The sequence below is a fragment of the Nonomuraea sp. SBT364 genome (genome assembly GCF_001083785.1).
Lineage (GTDB): Bacteria > Actinomycetota > Actinomycetes > Streptosporangiales > Streptosporangiaceae > Nonomuraea.
This window is the reverse complement of the sequence record NZ_LAVL01000177.1, coordinates 1-16,410: the sequence shown is the minus strand read 5'-3', so window position 1 is coordinate 16,410 and position 16,410 is coordinate 1. Positions and strand designations below refer to the sequence as shown.

Annotated in this window: 15 protein-coding genes; 7 read left to right on the top strand and 8 right to left on the bottom strand. The window is 71.7% G+C overall.

Annotated features, from left to right (window positions below):
- The first annotated feature begins 1 nt into the window (after position 1).
- The 5 genes from cydC (at position 2) to ADY59_RS40595 (ending at position 4,336) form a co-directional block, all read left to right on the top strand.
- Positions 2-1,681: a thiol reductant ABC exporter subunit CydC gene (gene cydC, locus ADY59_RS40615; protein WP_231619130.1), complete on the top strand. Its 1,680-nt coding sequence runs from the start codon at positions 2-4 to the stop codon at positions 1,679-1,681.
- 79 nt (positions 1,682-1,760) lie between these two features.
- Complete coding sequence (locus tag ADY59_RS40610) at positions 1,761-2,384, top strand: hypothetical protein (protein ID WP_049574547.1); 624 nt, start codon at positions 1,761-1,763, stop codon at positions 2,382-2,384.
- The gene (locus tag ADY59_RS40605) at positions 2,369-2,698 is read left to right on the top strand and encodes a transcriptional regulator (RefSeq protein WP_231619129.1); all 330 of its coding nucleotides are present in this window, start codon (positions 2,369-2,371) and stop codon (positions 2,696-2,698) included. The genes ADY59_RS40610 and ADY59_RS40605 overlap by 16 nt, the downstream gene beginning before the upstream one ends.
- Positions 2,695-3,603: an ABC transporter ATP-binding protein gene (locus ADY59_RS40600; RefSeq protein ID WP_049574545.1), complete on the top strand. Its 909-nt coding sequence runs from the start codon at positions 2,695-2,697 to the stop codon at positions 3,601-3,603. Before ADY59_RS40605 ends, ADY59_RS40600 begins: the two co-directional genes overlap by 4 nt.
- The gene (locus tag ADY59_RS40595; RefSeq protein WP_049574542.1) at positions 3,596-4,336 is read left to right on the top strand and encodes an ABC transporter permease; all 741 of its coding nucleotides are present in this window, start codon (positions 3,596-3,598) and stop codon (positions 4,334-4,336) included. Before ADY59_RS40600 ends, ADY59_RS40595 begins: the two co-directional genes overlap by 8 nt.
- Positions 4,337-4,404: 68 nt before the next feature.
- Here ADY59_RS40595 and ADY59_RS40590 read toward each other — a convergent pair whose 3' ends face one another.
- From ADY59_RS40590 to lon, 8 genes are all read right to left on the bottom strand, one after another.
- The gene (locus ADY59_RS40590) at positions 4,405-5,646 is read right to left on the bottom strand and encodes a S1C family serine protease (RefSeq protein WP_049574539.1); all 1,242 of its coding nucleotides are present in this window, start codon (positions 5,644-5,646) and stop codon (positions 4,405-4,407) included.
- A 103-nt stretch (positions 5,647-5,749) separates the two neighbouring features.
- On the bottom strand, positions 5,750-7,285 hold the full coding sequence (locus tag ADY59_RS40585) for an AMP-binding protein (protein ID WP_049574536.1): 1,536 nt from the start codon (positions 7,283-7,285) through the stop codon (positions 5,750-5,752).
- Positions 7,286-7,378: 93 nt separating this feature from the next.
- On the bottom strand, positions 7,379-7,966 hold the full coding sequence (locus tag ADY59_RS40580; protein WP_049574534.1) for a hypothetical protein: 588 nt from the start codon (positions 7,964-7,966) through the stop codon (positions 7,379-7,381).
- Between the two features lie 103 nt (positions 7,967-8,069).
- Positions 8,070-8,897, bottom strand: a complete 828-nt coding sequence (locus ADY59_RS40575; RefSeq protein ID WP_049574531.1) for a MetQ/NlpA family ABC transporter substrate-binding protein — start codon at positions 8,895-8,897, stop codon at positions 8,070-8,072.
- Between the two features lie 11 nt (positions 8,898-8,908).
- The gene (locus tag ADY59_RS40570; RefSeq protein WP_049574530.1) at positions 8,909-9,565 is read right to left on the bottom strand and encodes a methionine ABC transporter permease; all 657 of its coding nucleotides are present in this window, start codon (positions 9,563-9,565) and stop codon (positions 8,909-8,911) included.
- Between the two features lie 19 nt (positions 9,566-9,584).
- Positions 9,585-10,535 carry a methionine ABC transporter ATP-binding protein gene (locus tag ADY59_RS40565; RefSeq protein WP_049574527.1) on the bottom strand — a complete coding sequence of 317 codons (951 nt, stop codon included), beginning with the start codon at positions 10,533-10,535 and terminating at the stop codon, positions 9,585-9,587.
- Between the two features lie 330 nt (positions 10,536-10,865).
- Positions 10,866-11,498 carry a Fic family protein gene (locus ADY59_RS40560; protein WP_231619128.1) on the bottom strand — a complete coding sequence of 211 codons (633 nt, stop codon included), beginning with the start codon at positions 11,496-11,498 and terminating at the stop codon, positions 10,866-10,868.
- 225 nt (positions 11,499-11,723) lie between these two features.
- A complete protein-coding gene (lon, locus tag ADY59_RS40555) occupies positions 11,724-14,084 on the bottom strand; it encodes an endopeptidase La (RefSeq protein ID WP_049574524.1) in 2,361 nt (786 codons plus the stop codon).
- A gap of 175 nt (positions 14,085-14,259) precedes the next feature.
- On the opposite strand from lon, the gene ADY59_RS40550 reads away from it, so the two are divergent.
- The gene (locus ADY59_RS40550; RefSeq protein WP_053175603.1) at positions 14,260-15,513 is read left to right on the top strand and encodes a sensor histidine kinase; all 1,254 of its coding nucleotides are present in this window, start codon (positions 14,260-14,262) and stop codon (positions 15,511-15,513) included.
- A 31-nt stretch (positions 15,514-15,544) separates the two neighbouring features.
- Entirely contained in the window at positions 15,545-16,204 is a 660-nt protein-coding gene (locus ADY59_RS40545; protein ID WP_049574521.1) for a response regulator, read from the top strand.
- Positions 16,205-16,410: the final 206 nt, after the last annotated feature.

Here is a 16,410-nt window from a genome sequence, read left to right as displayed (position 1 = left end):
CGTGAGGCGGCGGATGGGGTGGCGGCTGACCTGGGCCGTGCTGGCCGGTGGGGCGGCCGACCTGGCCGGGGTCGGCCTGATCGCCGCCGCCGCGTGGCTGATCACGCGGGCGGCCGAGCAGCCGCCGCTGGCGGCGCTGAGCGTGGCGATCGTGGCGACGCGGGCGTTCGCCACCAGCCGGGGCGTGTTCCGCTACGCCGAGCGGCTGACCGGCCACGACGTGGCGCTGCGGGCCCAGGCGGGGACACGGGAGCGGCTCTACGAGTCGCTGATCCCGCCGCGCCGGGCCGGCCTCGGCGGGGCCGATCTGCTGAGCCGGATGGTCGACGACACCGAGGCCGTGCAGGACCTGCTGGTGCGCTGCCTGCTGCCGGCCGCGGCGGCGGCGCTGGCGGGGCTGGCGGCCGTGGTGGTGGGGCTGTTCGTGCTGCCCGTGACGGCGCTCGTGCTGGTGGCCGGGCTGGTGGTGGCCGGGGTGCTGCTCCCGGCGGGCACGGCGGCGGCGGCGCGGCGATGGTCGGCCCGGATCGCGCCGGCCCGCGCCGAGCTGGCGAGCCGGGTGGCGGACCTGGTGCACGGCTCGGCCGACCTGGCCGCGTACGGGGCCGCCGGGCGGGCGCTGGGCGATGCCCGGGCGGCGGACGAGGCGCTGGCCGCCCTGGAGCGGCGGCAGGCCCGGGTGCACGCGGCCGCGCTCGCCGGAGGCACGCTGGTGCAGGGGCTGACGGTGGCGGCGATCGTGCTGATCGCGCAGGGCGCGGGCGCCGGCACGGTGGCGACGGCGGTGCTGGCGCTGACGGCGCTGGTGTCGTTCGAGCCGGTGCTGCCGCTGGCGGCGGCGGGTGAGCGGCTGGCGGGCGTGCTGGCGGCGCTGCGCCGCCTGCGCGACGTCCAGGCCGCTCCCCCGGCCGTCACCGACCCCGTCTCCCCCGCCCCGCGCCCGGCGTCTCCCCTGACGGTCGAGGCCACCGGCCTGGTGGTACGTCACCCGGGGCCGGGGAGAGCGGCGGTCGACGGCGTGTCGCTGACGCTGACGCCCGGCAGGCGGGTGGCGCTCGTGGGGCCGAGCGGGGCGGGCAAGAGCACGGTGCTGTCGGCGCTGATGCGGCTGGTGGAGCCGGAGGCGGGCAGCGTCACGGTGAACGGCATCGACATCCGCGAGATCGGCGCCGACGACGTGCGGGCGATGATGACGGGCCTGACCCAGGACCCGTACATCTTCCAGGCCACGTTCCGCGACAACCTGCGGCTGGCGGGTCCGGAGGCGGGCGAGGAGGAGCTGCGGCGGGCCGTGCGGGACGCCCGGCTGGAGGAGTGGGCCGATCGCGCCGGGTGGGACGCCGAACTGGGCGAGGACGGCCGGACCGTGTCCGGCGGCCAGTTGCAGCGCCTGGCCCTGGCCAGGGCGCTGCTGCACGACCCGCCGGTGCTGCTGCTCGACGAGCCCGCCGAGGCGCTGGACGAGGAGACGGCCGACGCCCTCATGACCGACCTGCTGGACGTGACGCGCGGCCGTACGACGCTGCTGGTCACGCATCGGCTCCGGGGCCTGGAGCTGGTGGACGAGATCGTGGTGCTGGAGGAGGGCCGGGTGACGCAGCGCGGCCGTCATGACGAGCTGGTGCGTGCGCCCGGCTACTACCGCGACCTGTGGGAGTCCGAGGTCCTGACCCGGCGGTGAGCGAAGGGTGCCCTCCCGTTGCGTTGGCACGGCAAGCTGGTTTAAAGTACAAACCAGTTTGAGGTCAAGAGGAGTTGGGATGACAGACGACGGCGAGCGGGTCCCCAGTCCCGAGGAGACGCTGCGGGTCATCGAGCAGCAGCGGGCCGTCACGAACCGGGCGCTGCAGCCCGACCCGCTGCGGATGTACGTGCCGTGGGGCGTGGCCTGGCTGCTCGGCTTCACCGCGTTCTTCCTGCACTACGGCCTGAACGGCGAGCCGTACGCGCCGATCAGCCAGATGCAGGCGCTGGCCGTGCTGATGATCGCCCAGGTGGCGGCCGGCTCGGTGGCGGCGTACGAGATCGCGCGGATGAGCAGCCACACGCGCGGCGACAACCAGGTCAAGGGCACCATGTACGGCTACACGTGGTTCGCCGGGATGGCGCTGATGATCGTGATCGCGATGCGCGTGTCCCCGCTGCTGCCCCCGGAGCTGTCCGGCCTGCTGTGGGCGGGCGGCACGCTGACCGTGGTGGCGATCCTCTACATGGCGGGCGGCGCGGTCTGGCTGCAGTGGCCGATGTTCTTCATCGGCGTCTGGATCGCCGGCGTCAACGGGCTCGGGCTGATGCTCGGGGCCGGCTGGCACGCGCTGCTCACGGCGGTGCTGCTCGGCGGCGGCCAGATCGCCGCCGGGCTGTGGCTGTGGCGGCGCTCGTGACCGACGCCGCCCCGGAGCTCGACCCGGTCATCCACGCCCAGGCCCGGCTGCGGGTGATGGTCACGCTCAACACGCTCTGCGAGGGCGACGAGATGGCCTTCCCCTCGCTCAAGGAACTGCTCGGCATGACGGCCGGCAACCTGTCCGTGCACCTGTCCAAGCTGGAGGAGGCGGAGTACGTGCGCATCGTCAAGACACACAAGGGCCGCACGCCCGTCACGTACGTCGCCATGACGCGACGGGGCCGGGCGGCCCTGGAGGACTACACCAGGGCGATCCGCGCCCTGCTCGACACCGCGGGAGGCACCGCATGACCGTCCTGGCCAGAACCGTCGAGGCCACGCGCCGCTACGGGGCGGTGGTGGCGCTCGACCGCGTGTCGCTGGACATCCGCGCCGGCGAGCTGGTCGGCCTGCTGGGCCCCAACGGCGCGGGCAAGTCGACGCTGATCAACCTGTTCGTGGGGCTGCGCCGCCCGTCGTCGGGGACGGTGGAGCTGCTCGGCGGCTCCCCCGCCGATCCCGTCGTACGGCGCGGCATCGGCGTCACGCCGCAGGAGACCGGGCTGCCCGAGGTGCTGCGGGTGGGCGAGATCGTCGACCTGGTGTCCGCGCACTTCCCCGGCGCGACCGGCAAGGCGGAGCTGCTGGACAGGTTCGGCCTGGGCGACCTGGTCAAGCGGCAGATCGGCGGCCTGTCCGGCGGCCAGAAGCGACGGGTGGCCGTGGCGCTGGCCTTCGTGGGCAACCCTCGGCTGGTCTTCCTGGACGAGCCGACGACCGGCCTCGACGTCGAGGCCAGGCGCTCCCTGTGGGACGGCGTCAAGGCCTACCACGAGTCCGGCGGCACCGTGCTGCTGACCAGCCACTACCTGGAGGAGATCGAGGCCCTGGCGGAGCGGGTCGTGGTCGTCGGGCAGGGCCGAGTGCTCGCCGACGACACCGTCCGCGCCGTGCGGGACATGGTGGGCGTGCGGCGGGTCTCGCTCGTCGCCGACCGGCTGCCCGAGCCGGCCGGGCCGGCCGGGCTGCCCGCGCTGCCCGGGCTGATCTCCTGCGAGCGCGAGGGCGACCGGTTCCACCTGCTGACCTCCGACTCCGACGAGCTGGTCGTCGAGCTGGTGCGCAGCGGGGTGCCGTTCTCCGGCCTGGAGATCCGGCCCAGCTCGCTCGAGGATGCCTTCCTCACCATCACCGCGAAGGAGAGCGTGCATGTCTAGCCTCGTCATGGCCCACACCCGGCACCAGGTGCTGGAGCAGATCCGGGTGCCGATCGGCCTGCTGGCGAGCAGCCTGTTCCCGGCCATCTCGATGCTGGCGTTCGCGGTGCCGTTCGTCGGCGACGACCCGCTGGCCTCCACGATCTCCACCGGGTCGATGACGCTGGTCGGCGCCATGTCGGCGACGCTGATGGGCCTGTCGATCACGGTCGCGCAGGACCGGGAGCAGCCCTGGGACCCGTATCTGCGCACGCTGCCCGCCGGGCCGCTGCCCCGCTTCGCCGGCCGCATCCTCACCACGACGGCGGTGATGCTGGTGTCGATGGTCCCGGTGCTGCTGATCGCCGCGCTGTTCACCGAGGCGGCCGTCACCCCGCTCCGGCTGTTGCTCGGCGTGGGCGCGGTGCTCGTCTCGTCGCTGCCGTTCATGCTGATCGGCCTGGTGCTGGGCTTCCTGCTGCCGTCGAAGGCGGCCATCGGGGTGTCGCAGGTGCTGTTCTTCCCGTTCGCCATCGTGGGCGGCCTGATGCTGCCGCTGGAGGTGATGCCGGAGCTGGTGCGGACGATCTCGTCGTTCGTGCCCAGCCGGGGCGCCGGCGAGCTGGTGTGGTGGGCGTCCGCGGGCGTCGAGCCGGACGTGCTGCCGCTGGTGACGATGGCGGTCTGGACGGTGGCCGCCGGGGCGGTCGCGGCGTGGGCGTACCGGCGTGACGAGGGCCGGCGCTACTCCTGACATACGGGGGGTGTGCCGCCGAGTCCGCAGCGATCTCAACGGCACACCCGTCCGGGAGGGGGCTTCTGTTATTTCTTCTCTTCGAGGGTCACGGTGGCGGTGCTCTCGCGACCGTTCCTCATATAAGTGATCTGAACCTGTTGGCCCGGTTTGAAACCTCTGACCTGCCCGACAACGTTCTCGGAACCGTCGACCGGCTTGCCGCCGATCTTGGTGATCAGGTCGCCCTGCTGCAGCCCGGCCTTCTCCGCCGGGCTTGCGGCGGTCACCTGGCTGATCAGCGCGCCGGGCACGTCACCGGTTGCGTCGGCGACGCTCACGCCCAGGAACGCGTGGCTGACCTTGCCCGACTTGATGAGCTGCTCCGACACGTGCTTGGCGGTGTTGATCGGGATGGCGAAGCCGACGCCGATGTTGCCGTTGCTGCCGGCCGTGGCGATCGCGGTGTTGATGCCGACGACCTGGCCGGAGGCGTTGACGAGCGCGCCGCCCGAGTTGCCGGGGTTGATGGCGGCGTCGGTCTGGATCGCGCCGCCGATCGTGGTGGGCTGGCTGGGCTGGCCCTGCTCGCGGCCCCAGCCGGGCGGAAGCTGCTGCTCCTGCTCGCCGCCGACCGACAGCGTGCGGTCCAGGGCGCTGATGATGCCCATGGTGACCGAGCCGTCGAGGCCGAGCGGGCTCCCCATGGCCAGCACCGAGTCTCCGACCTGGAGCTGGCCGCTGTCGCCGAGCTGCGCCGCGGTGAGCCCGGAGACGCCCTCGGCCTTGATGACGGCCAGGTCGGTGGCCGGGTCGGTGCCGACCACGGTGGCCTTGGCCGTCTTGCCGTCGCTGAACTTGACCGACATCTGGCCGCCCTGGCCGGCGCCCACCACGACGTGGTTGTTGGTGAGGATCAGCCCGTCCGCGGACAGGACGACGCCCGACCCCTCGCCGGTGGAGCCCTGGATCATCACCACGGACGGCTGCGTCCGCCGGGCCACCTCGGCGACGGTGAGCGGGTTGGAGACCTGCTTGAACGTCGGGCTCGGCGCGCTCACCGCGGCGATGGACGGGTCCTGGAACGAGGTGGCGACGGCGCCGCCCACGACGCCGCCGGCGACGGCCATGGCCGCCAGCGCCAGCCCGGCGATCGCCTTCTGCCGGACGGAGAAGCCCTGCTTCTTCGACGGCTGCTGCGGGGGCGGCGGCACCGGCTGGGCCATCGCCTGCGTGTCGTCGCGCCTGGGGAAGCCCCCGGCGGAGGGCGGCGTGTCACCGAACTGGCTCCACCCTCCGGCGCCCTGCTCGTGAGGCTCGTTCGCGTTCATCTCACATCTCCTCAAGTCCCGATGACTCAAGAGTGCCAAGAGCCGCGTAAGTGCGGGTTAAGGCATTGATCACAGGAACCTGAGAGGGCTGACGTGGGGCTTATCACTGCTGGTAGCGGGCCCGGTACTCATCCTTGAGCAGGCGTTTGTAAAGTTTCCCGGTCGGGTGCCGCGGCAGCTCCTCGCGGAAGTCGACCGACCTCGGGCACTTGTAGTGCGCCAGCCGCTCCCGGCAGTACGCGATCAGCTCCGCCTCCAGCTCCGGCCCGGCCTCGGCCATCGACACCGGCTGGACCACGGCCTTGACCTGCTCGCCCATCTCCTCGTCCGGCACGCCCAGCACCGCCACGTCGGCGACGCGGGGGTGCAGGCACAGCACGTTCTCGGCCTCCTGCGGGTAGATGTTCACCCCACCGGAGATGATCATGTACGAGCGGCGGTCCGTGAGGTAGAGGAACCCGTCGGCGTCCAGATAGCCGATGTCGCCGAGCGTCGTCCAGCCCCGGCCCTTCGGGTCCTGGACCGAACGGGTCTTGTCCGGGTCGCCGTGATACTCGAAGGCGCCGCTCTCGAAGTAGACCGTGCCGTGCTCGCCCACCGGCAGGTCGTCGCCCTCCTCGTCGCACACGTGCACGGTGCCGAGCAGCGAACGCCCCACCGTGCCCCGGTGCTCCAGCCAGTCGTGCGCGTTCACGTACAGGAAGCCGTTGCCCTCGGTGCCCGCGTAGTACTCGTGCACGATCGGCCCCCACCACTCGATCATCCGCTCCTTGACCGGGACGGGGCAGGGCGCGGCGGCGTGGATGGCGCAGGCCAGCGACGACAGGTCGTAGCGGGCGCGCGTCCCGGCGGGCAGCTTGAGCATCTTGATGAACATGGTCGGCACCAGCTGCGAGTGCGTGACCCGGTACTTCTCCACCAGCGCCAGGTACTGCTCGGGGTCGAAGCGCTCCATGACCACGACCGTGGCGCCGAGCCGCTGGAACGACATGCAGTAGCGCAGCGGCGCGGCGTGGTAGAGCGGCGCCGGTGACAGGTAGACGCTGTCGGCGGAGGGCGCGAACAGGCCCTCGATGAGCTTGAGCAGCACGTTCGGCTCGGCCAGCGGCGCCTTGGACAGGGCCGGCTTGACGCCCTTGGGCCTGCCGGTGGTGCCCGAGGAGTAGAGCATGTCGGCGCCCTGGCACTCGTCGGGGATCGGGGTGACCGGCTGCGCCGCGACCGCCTCCTCGTAGGAGGAGAAGCCCTCGGCGACGCCGTCGAGCATGAGGCGCAGCTCGACGCCGGGGGTGGCGGCGGTGATGCTGGTGGCGACCGCGGCCAGGTCCGCGCCGGCGATGAACACCCGGGCGCCGCAGTTGTCGACGATGTAGGCCAGCTCGTCGCTCCGCAGCCGCGAGCTGATCGCCGTGTAGTAGAGGCCGGAGCGGTGCGCCGCCCAGGCGACGGCCAGGAAGAGCGGATGGTTGGAGAGCATGAAGGCGACGTGGTCCCCCGGCTGGAGGCCGGCGGCGCGGAACAGGTGGGCCAGGCGGTTCGACTCCTCGTCGAGCCGGCGGTAGGTGACGACCTCTCCGGAGCCCGCCATGATCACAGCGGGCTTGTCGGGGGTGACGGCTGCGATGGCTCCCGGATGCATGGACCGAACACTATTCTGCTGATTCCCGCCGCGCCAGAACCCCGGACATGACGGAGCCGCGGCCTCGTCGTCGAGGCCGCGGCTCAGCGTGGGTCACACGGCGTGGTAGACGTCCTGCCAGCCCGAGTGCTCGCCGGTGGGGCCCCACGGACGGCCCCTGCTGACGTCCACGTAGATGTGGGCGGCGTCCTTACCGGAGAAGGAGAAGTGCTTGGGGAACTTGTGGCAGTTCTTGAACCGCTTGAAGTACGTGTCGCCGCCGGTGGTCACGACCTTGAACACTTCCCACGCGCACTTGTTCTTGCCCCACCACTTGTCGTTGGAGAGCTTGCTGTGCACGGTGAAGACGTCCTCGTACTTCCACACCCACTTGTGCTTCTTGACCTTCTGGCTGACCCACTTGCACTTCTTGTCGCCGTCGGCGTCCTTCCAGCAGACGCGCTTCTTGACCCAATAGGTCTTCCAGTACCAGTCCTTGTACTTCTTCTTCTCCACGCTCACGTGACCCTTGGCCGTGGCCTTGTGGTCGGCGGAGTGGTAGGCGCCCCAGTCGGCCTCGTACGAGGTCGAGCCGGTGGCGGAAGCCGTCGCGGTGGTCGTGGCGGACGCCGCGGCGGGGGCGCCGGTCGCCACCGCGGTGGCGGCGGCGACGCCGATCAGGATTCGATTGACGAATCGCATTCGGGGACTCCTCGGGAGAGGTGAGTTTTTCTGTCCCCGTATTCGTACGCCGCCGCCATTGCCCACGGCTTTCAAGCCGCTTGAAACGGTCCAAAATGCCTTTTCAGCGGGCCGCGACCACCGAACCCTGATACTTCTGCGCGATGAAGTCCTTCACCTTCTGGTCCTGGAGGAGCTTGCCGAGGGTGACGATGTTCGCGTCCTTCTCGTGCCCCTTGGCCACGACCAGGCCGTTCACGTACGGGTTGCCGTCGGTCTTCTCCAGCACCAGGGCCTCGCCGGCGGGCTTGAGCCCGGCCTCGATGGCGTAGTTGCCGTTGATGACCGCCGCGTCCACGTCGTCGAGCGAGCGCGGGAGCTGCGCCGCTTCGAGCGGCTTGAACTGCAGGTTCTTCGGGTTGCCCGTCACGTCCCGCTCGGTGGCGGCGGTGCCGGAGCCCTCCTTGAGGGTGATCGCGCCGTTGTCGGCCAGCAGCTTGAGCGCGCGGCCCAGGTTGGTGGCGTCGTTCGGCACGGCGACCGTGGCGCCCGAGGCGAGCCCGGCCAGGTCCGCGGCCTTCTTCGAGTACAGGCCCAGCGGCTCCAGGTGCACCGGGGTGACGAAGCTCAGCTCGGTGCCCTTGGAGGAGTTGAAGTCGTCCAGGTAGGGCTTGTGCTGGAAGAAGTTGGCGGCCAGCTGGCCCTCGCTGAGCTGCACGTTCGGCTGGACGTAGTCGGTGAACTCGACGATCTCCAGCTTCAGGCCGGCGGCGGGGGCCAGGTTGTCCTTGACGTAGGTCAGGATCTCGCCGTGCGGTACGGGGCTGGCGCCCACCTTCAGCACGGCATCGGCCGACCCGCCCGATCCCGCCGGGGTGGCGGACTGTGACGTGCCGCATGCGGCGAGCAACAGGGAGAGTGCGGCAGCACCCACAACGCTACGAAGCTTCATGATTTTTCCTTTTACTTATGAGAAAGACGCCGGGCGACGAGGTCGCCCAAGCTCTGCATGATTTGCACGATGACCACGAGCAGCACCACCGTCGCGATCATCAGCCCGGTCTCGAACCGCTGGTACCCGTAGCGGATCGCCAGGTCGCCCAGTCCGCCGCCGCCGATCGTCCCGGCCATGGCCGTGTAGCCGATGAGCGCGACCACGGTCACGGTGACGCCCGCGACGATCCCGGGCAGCGCCTCGGGCAGCAGCACCTTGCGCACGACGGTCGCGCGGCCCGCCCCCATCGCCTGCGCCGCCTGCACCACGTCCAGGTCGACCTCGCGCAGCGCGGTCTCGACCAGGCGGGCGAAGAACGGCACCGCGCCCACGGTGAGCGGCACGACCACGGCCGCCGTGCCGATCGTGGTGCCCACCACCAGCCGGGTGAACGGGATGATGGCGATCATCAGCACGATGAACGGCAGCGACCGCCCGACGTTGACGATCACGCCGAGCACCGACTTGAGCACCGGCAGCGGCCGCAGCCCGCCCCTGTCGAACACCACCAGCGCCACCCCGAGCGGCAGCCCGAGCAGCACCGTGAACAGCGTCGACCAGGCCACCATCAGCGCCGTCTGCCAGGTGGCCTCGCCCAGCAGCGGGGCCATCTCGTCCCAGGTCATCGCTTCCCCCTCGGCGTACTCACGGCGTCTCCACCAGCAGGCCGCGCTCGCGCAGGTAGGCCAGCGCGGAGCCGGTGTCGTCGCCCGTGAGGGCGACGCGCAGCCGGCCGACCGGGCCGGCCGGGAGCTCCTCGATGGAGCCGCCCAGGATGCTCAGGCCGACGTCGAACTTGCGCACGACCTCCGACACCACCGGCTGGCGCGGGTCGCCGGTGAAGGTGAGCGTGACCGAGCCGGCGGGCGCGGGCTCGGGCAGCGGGAAGATCTCCCGGGTCAGCCGCGAGCCCGGTGTCCTGATGAGCTCGGCGATGGCACCGGACTCCTCGATCCGGCCCCCGGTCATGATGGCGACCGAGTCGCAGACGCTCTTGACCACGTCCATCTCGTGGGTGATGAGCAGGATCGTCAGGCCGAGCTCGGTGTTGAGCCGCTTGAGCAGGGCCAGGATCGACTGCGTGGTGGCCGGGTCCAGCGCGGAGGTGGCCTCGTCCGACAGCAGCACCGACGGGTTGCCGGCCAGCGCGCGGGCGATGCCGACGCGCTGCTTCTGCCCGCCGGACAGCTGGTTCGGACGGTCGCCGCCGCGCCCGCCGAGTCCGACGAGCTCCAGCAGCTCGCCGACGCGCCGCCGCCGTTCGGCCGCGGGCACGCCCATGACCTCCAGGGGGAAGGCCACGTTCCCGGCGACGGTGCGCGAGGAGAGCAGCGCGAAATGCTGGTGGATCATGCCGATGCGGCGGCGGGCCAGATTCAGCTCCTTGCCGCCCAGCGTGGTCAGCTCCTGGCCGTCGACGGTGACGGTGCCCGCGGTGGGGCGTTCGAGCAGGTTGACGCAGCGCAGCAGGGTGCTCTTGCCCGCGCCGCTCTGCCCGAGCACCCCGAAGATCTCGCCCTGCCGCACGTGCAGGTCGACCCCGTCGAGCGCGACGGTGCCGCCGTACGACTTGCGCAGGCCGGAAGCCTGGATCACAACATTTCCCCACAAACTCTGGAACGGACGCTCTGGAACGAACGCTCTGGAACGGACGTAAACGTCAGGAACGCGCGGCGGGGCTACGCGGTGCCGGGGTGGAACGGCAGGTGGCTCAGCCTGCGCAGCACGAAATGGGGTGTGATCATGGTGACCTTCGAGGAGACGGGCGGATCGTCAGCGGGTGTGCGGGGTACGCATTCGCCCCATACGCATGCGACAACACCGGGGGCCCATGGCGCTCCGGTGGTCCGCGTATGCCTCGTTCACGCCGTGGTCAACGGCCAGCGCGATGTCGGGTATTCCGGATATGTCCGGTGATCTGAGTCACTACCGGTACGGGTCCCGCAGCGGCTGGACCCACCGGGCGAAATCCGCCTTGATCGCCAGCATCCGGGGACCGGGCTCGTAGAAGCGGCCCTTGGTCTCGCCGTACGGCCGCAGCCGGCGGCGGCGCACCCTTCGGTTCACGAACACCTCGTACAGGGCGGCCACGCAGCGGAGGTTGAGCCCGTCCTGGCCGACCTGCTCTTCGAGGAGCATCCCGATCTCCCCCGCCTGCGCCGGCCTCTGGCCGAGGACGTCGTCATAGTCCACGGTGGTGCGATGCCGGCCGAGCCACTCCTCGATCGAGCAGAACCCGGGGGTGGTGATCCGGTCCCGGCCGAGGACGAGCGTCTGCAGCGCCCTGGACATCCGCCCGTTGCCGTCACGCCGTGGGTGGACCTTGACCGGGTTGAGATGGGCCATGGCGGCACGGACATGGTTGGGCACATCCAGATCGCCCTCATTGCGCCACTGGATCAGTTCGTCCAGCAGGCCGGGGACGAGGTCGCCGTCAGGCCCCTCGTGGACCGCCTCACCCGACCCGGAGCTGCGGATGTAGATGCCGCCGGGCCGCACCACACCCGGTCCCTTGTCACGGTGGTGACCGATCATCGTGAAGGTGAGCGCGTTGAGCACGCCCACGTCGTAGCGGAAGGCCGGGGCGACCGCGGGGACGCCTCCAGGGGCTCCTCCCCTGCCATCCCTGGATGGCCCTGGCCTGGAGCTGATCCAGCCTCCCTTTCCGCACCGTTCCTCGGGGCACCGGGGCCCCGGGGTGCCGCCCGCCGACCCGGGGGTCGCGTACGGCCGCAGGCGCGCGGACGCCCCGCCGCACCCGGGGTGCGGCGGGGCGCCGGGCGGTCAGGCCGCGACCGCGGAGGCGACCTTGGCCGGGGCGAGGGCGATGTCGAGGACCTCGCGGACGTCGCTCACCGGGTGGATGGTCAGCTCGTCGCGCACCTCCTGGGGCACGTCGTCCAGGTCCGGCTCGTTGCGGGCCGGGATCAGGACGGTCGTGATGCCGGCCCGGTGCGCCGCGAGCAGCTTCTGCTTGACGCCGCCGATCGGCAGGACCCGCCCGGTCAGCGAGATCTCGCCGGTCATGGCCACGTCGCCGCGGACCAGGCGGCCCGACAGGAGTGATGCCAGCGCGGTCGTCAGCGTCACACCGGCCGAGGGGCCGTCCTTGGGCACCGCGCCCGCCGGGAAGTGGACGTGGACCGAGCGGTCCTTCAGCGCGGTGACCGGCAGCTCCAGCTCCGCGCCGTGGGAACGCAGGTAGGACATCGCGATCCTGGCCGACTCCTTCATCACGTCGCCGAGCTGGCCGGTGAGCGTGAGGCCGGTCTCGCCGGTCTCCGGGTCGGCCAGCGACGCCTCCACGTACAGGACGTCGCCGCCCGCGCCGGTGACGGCCAGGCCCGTGGCCACGCCCGGCACCGAGGTGCGCTGGCTGGCCTCCGGCAGCGACGACTCCGGCACGAACCGGGGCCGTCCCAGGTAGCCGACCAGGTCGTCGGCGCCGACCGCGACGGGCAGCTCGTCGTTGGCCGCGACCTTGCGCAGGATGCGGGCGACCGAGCGCTCCAGGGAGCGGACGCCGGCCTCGCGGGTGTACTCGGCCGCGAGCCGGCGCAGCGCGTCGTCGCCGACCGTGACCTCGTCGGCGGTCAGGCCGGCCAGCTCGAGCTGGCGGGGCAGCAGGTGGTCACGGGCGATCGCGACCTTCTCGTCCTCGGTGTAGCCGTCGAGGGTGACGACCTCCATGCGGTCGAGCAGCGGCCCCGGGATCGCCTCCAGGACGTTGGCCGTGGCCAGGAAGAGCACGTCGCTCAGGTCGAGCTCGACCTCCAGGTAGTGGTCGCGGAAGGTGTGGTTCTGCGCCGGGTCGAGCACCTCCAGCAGCGCGGCAGTGGGGTCGCCCCGGTAGTCGGCGCCGACCTTGTCGACCTCGTCCAGCAGGACGACGGGGTTCATCGAGCCGGCCTCGCGGATGGCCCGGACGAGGCGGCCGGGCAGCGCGCCGACGTAGGTGCGCCGGTGGCCGCGGATCTCCGCCTCGTCACGGACGCCGCCGAGCGCGACGCGGACGAACTTGCGGCCCATCGCGCGCGCCACGGACTCGCCGAGCGAGGTCTTGCCGACGCCGGGAGGGCCGGCCAGGGCGAGCACGGCGCCGCTGCGGCGGCCGCCCACCACGCCGAGGCCCTTGTCCTGACGGCGCTTGCGCACGGCCAGGTGCTCGATGATGCGGTCCTTCACGTCGGACAGGCCGGTGTGGTCGGCGTCGAGCACCTCGCGGGCGCCGATGATGTCGTAGTTGTCCTCGGTCCGCTCGTTCCACGGGATGTCGAGGACGGTGTCGAGCCAGGTGCGGATCCAGCCGGTCTCCGGGGACTGGTCGGAGGTCCGCTCCAGCTTGTCGACCTCCTTGAGCGCGGCTTCGCGCACCTTCTGCGGCAGGTCGGCGGCCTCGACGCGGGCGCGGTAGTCCTCCTCCTCGGTCTCGGCCGAGTCGCCGTTGAGCTCCTTGAGCTCCTTGCGGACGGCGGCGAGCTGCTGGCGCAGCAGGAACTCACGCTGCTGCTTCTCCATGCCCTCCTGGACGTCCTTGCGGATCGTCTCGGCCACGTCCAGCTCGGCGAGGTGCTCGCGGGACCACTCGACCAGCTTGGCCAGCCGGTCGGCGGGGTCGGCCGCCTCCAGCAGCTCGACCTTCTGCGCGGTCGTCAGCCAGGGGGTGTAGCCGGAGCTGTCGGCCAGCACCGACGGGTCGTCGATCTGGTTGACCTGGTCGACCACCTGCCAGGCGCCGCGCTTCTGCAGGATGGTGGTGGCCAGGGCCTTGTACTCCTTGGCCAGCTCCTGGGCGCGCTCGCCCGCGGCGACGGTGTCGACCGTGATCGCCTCGACCCACAGCGCGGCGCCGGGGCCGGTCGTGCCGGTGCCCACCCGCACCCGGTTGACGCCGCGGACCACGGCGGCCGGCTCGCCGCCCGGCAGCCTCCCGACCTGCTCGACCACCGCCTGCACGCCGACGGCGCCGTAACGGCCGTCGATCCGGGGAACGAGGAGGACCCGTGGCTTGTTGCCACCGGATGCCTGCGCCGCGTCTATCGCGGACCGCACCTCGGAGTCGGACAGGTCCAGCGGAACCACCATGCCCGGCAGGACGACCTCGTCGTCGAGCGGCAGGACCGGGAGGATCAAGCTCTCACTCATGCGAACTCCAAAGGGTTGAGTTACATCGACTCAATTCATTGGAGCCCATGATTGTTCCCTTCCCTGCCGATGTTCGCTCACAGCGATCGTAATGTTGTAAGCCATACCTGAGAGTGAGGGCGCATCAGACCTGGGTCCGATGCGGCTACGAGCTCGGGGATCGTAGGCTTCAGGGGTGTTCTCGGCCGTGCTGGAGCCGTTCAGGCTCGCGCTCTATCGGGGCGACGCCGACCCGCCGGCGCCGCGCCGCTTCACCCTGCGCGTGCCGCGCTGGCTCGGCCTGCTGCCGTTCGACCGGGTCGACCTGGCGCGGGCGGGCGACCTGGTGCTGGCCTTCCTCATCTTCATCGCCACGGCGTCCGACCCGCAGCCATGGCGCGGGAGCGGCAGCCTCGGCCAGTTCCTGCCGTACGTGGCGGCCGTGGCCTTCTCGCTGCCCCTCGTGCTGCGCGACCGCCGGCCGCTGATCGCCTGGCGGATCGCCGCCGGGCTGATCCCCCTCGTGACCTGGGCCACCGACCGCGGCTCCGGTGACCCGCTGCCCTACACGATGCCGGCGATCCTGTGCTACCTGCTGGTGATCTACGCGGTGGCGGTGCGCTGCGACCGGCGGATCACGATGGCGGTCCTGGCACTGAGCGTGCTGGCGGTGTGGATCCTGCATCGCAACTCGACCCCCATCGCCGTCACCATGCTGGCCGTCGCCGTCCTGTTCGGCTACAACGTGCGGGTGCGGCGCAGCGCCACGGACAGGCTGGTGCAGGAGGAGCGGCGCACCCAGGAGGCCGTGAGCGCCCAGGCGGTGCTGGAGGAGCGGGCCCGCATCGCCCGCGAGCTGCACGACGTGGTGGCGCACCACATGTCGGTCATCGCCATCCAGGCCGAGGCGGTGCCGCTGCGGGCGGCGGGCGATCCGGCCCAGCTGGAGGCCGGGCTGGCCGAGATCCGCGGCCTGTCCCTCGACGCGATCGCCCAGCTCCGCCAGGTGCTCGGCGTCCTGCGCGACCAGGACGGCCGCACCGGCACCGCACCCCAGCCGGGCCTCGACCGGATCGACGATCTGATCGCCAACGCCCGCGCCACCGGGCTGTCGGTGCTGGTCAGACGGCCCGACTCGCTCGACGGGTTACCGCCTGCCGTGGGCCTTTCCGCCTACCGGATCGTCCAGGAGTCGCTCAGCAACGCCATGCGCCACGCGCCCGGCGCCACCGTCATGCTCGACCTCGGCCGCGACGAGCGCGCCGTGCGGCTGCACGTCACCAACGGGCCCGGCTCCGCGCCGCCCGGCGAGCCCGGGGCGGGGCAGGGCCTCGTCGGCATGCGCGAGCGGGCCGCGCTGCTCGGCGGCACGCTCGACGCCGGGCCGGTGCCCGTGGGAGGTTTCCAGGTGACCGCGATTCTGCCGGTCGACGAACAGGGGTCCGCGTGACCCGAGTGCCGATCCGCCGACGGGGGGCTGGATGATTCGCGTGCTGATCGCCGACGACCAGGGGATGGTGCGCACCGGGTTCACCACGTTCCTGAGCGGCCAGCCGGACATCCAGGTGGTGGGCGAGGCCGCCGACGGCCGGGAGGCGGTCGAGCGGGCCGCCGAGCTGGACCCCGACGTGGTGCTCATGGATGTGCGCATGCCGGTGATGGACGGCCTGGAGGCCACCCGGCGGCTGCTGTCGCCGTCCGGCGCGCGCTCCAGGGTGCTCATCCTGACGACGTTCGACCTCGACGACTACGTCTACGAGGCGCTGCGGGCCGGGGCCAGCGGGTTCCTGCTCAAGGACGCCTCGGCCGCCCAGCTCGCCGAGGCCGTCCGCGTGGTGGCGGCCGGCGACGCGCTCATCGCCCCGGCTGTCACCAGGCGCCTCATCCACGAGTTCGCCCGGCTGTCCCCGCCCCGGGCACGCGACCGCGGACGGCTCGGCGTGCTCACCGAGCGCGAGACCGAGGTGCTCACGCTGGTCGCCCAGGCGCTGTCCAACCAGGAGATCGCCGGCAGGCTGGTGCTGGCCGAGCAGACGGTCAAGACGCACGTGGGGCGGGTGCTCATGAAGCTCGGCCTGCGCGACCGCGCCCAGGCGATCGTCTACGCGTACGAGACGGGACTGGTACGGCCGGGCGACTGAGCGCGCACCTCACCCGGATGTCACACGCGCGATGCCTGTGGTGCGGTGCCTTCCAGGCGGCCGAGGACGGTGATCCGCAGCACGGCAGGTTCCTCCTCGCACTCCAGCTCGGCCCGTCCCCCGAGCGGCGGCGGTGACGAGGCTCCTGAGGGTGAGGAGGGGTGCTGCAGGAGCGGCTTCGGTGGCCCAGGTGGCGGGGGTGGGCC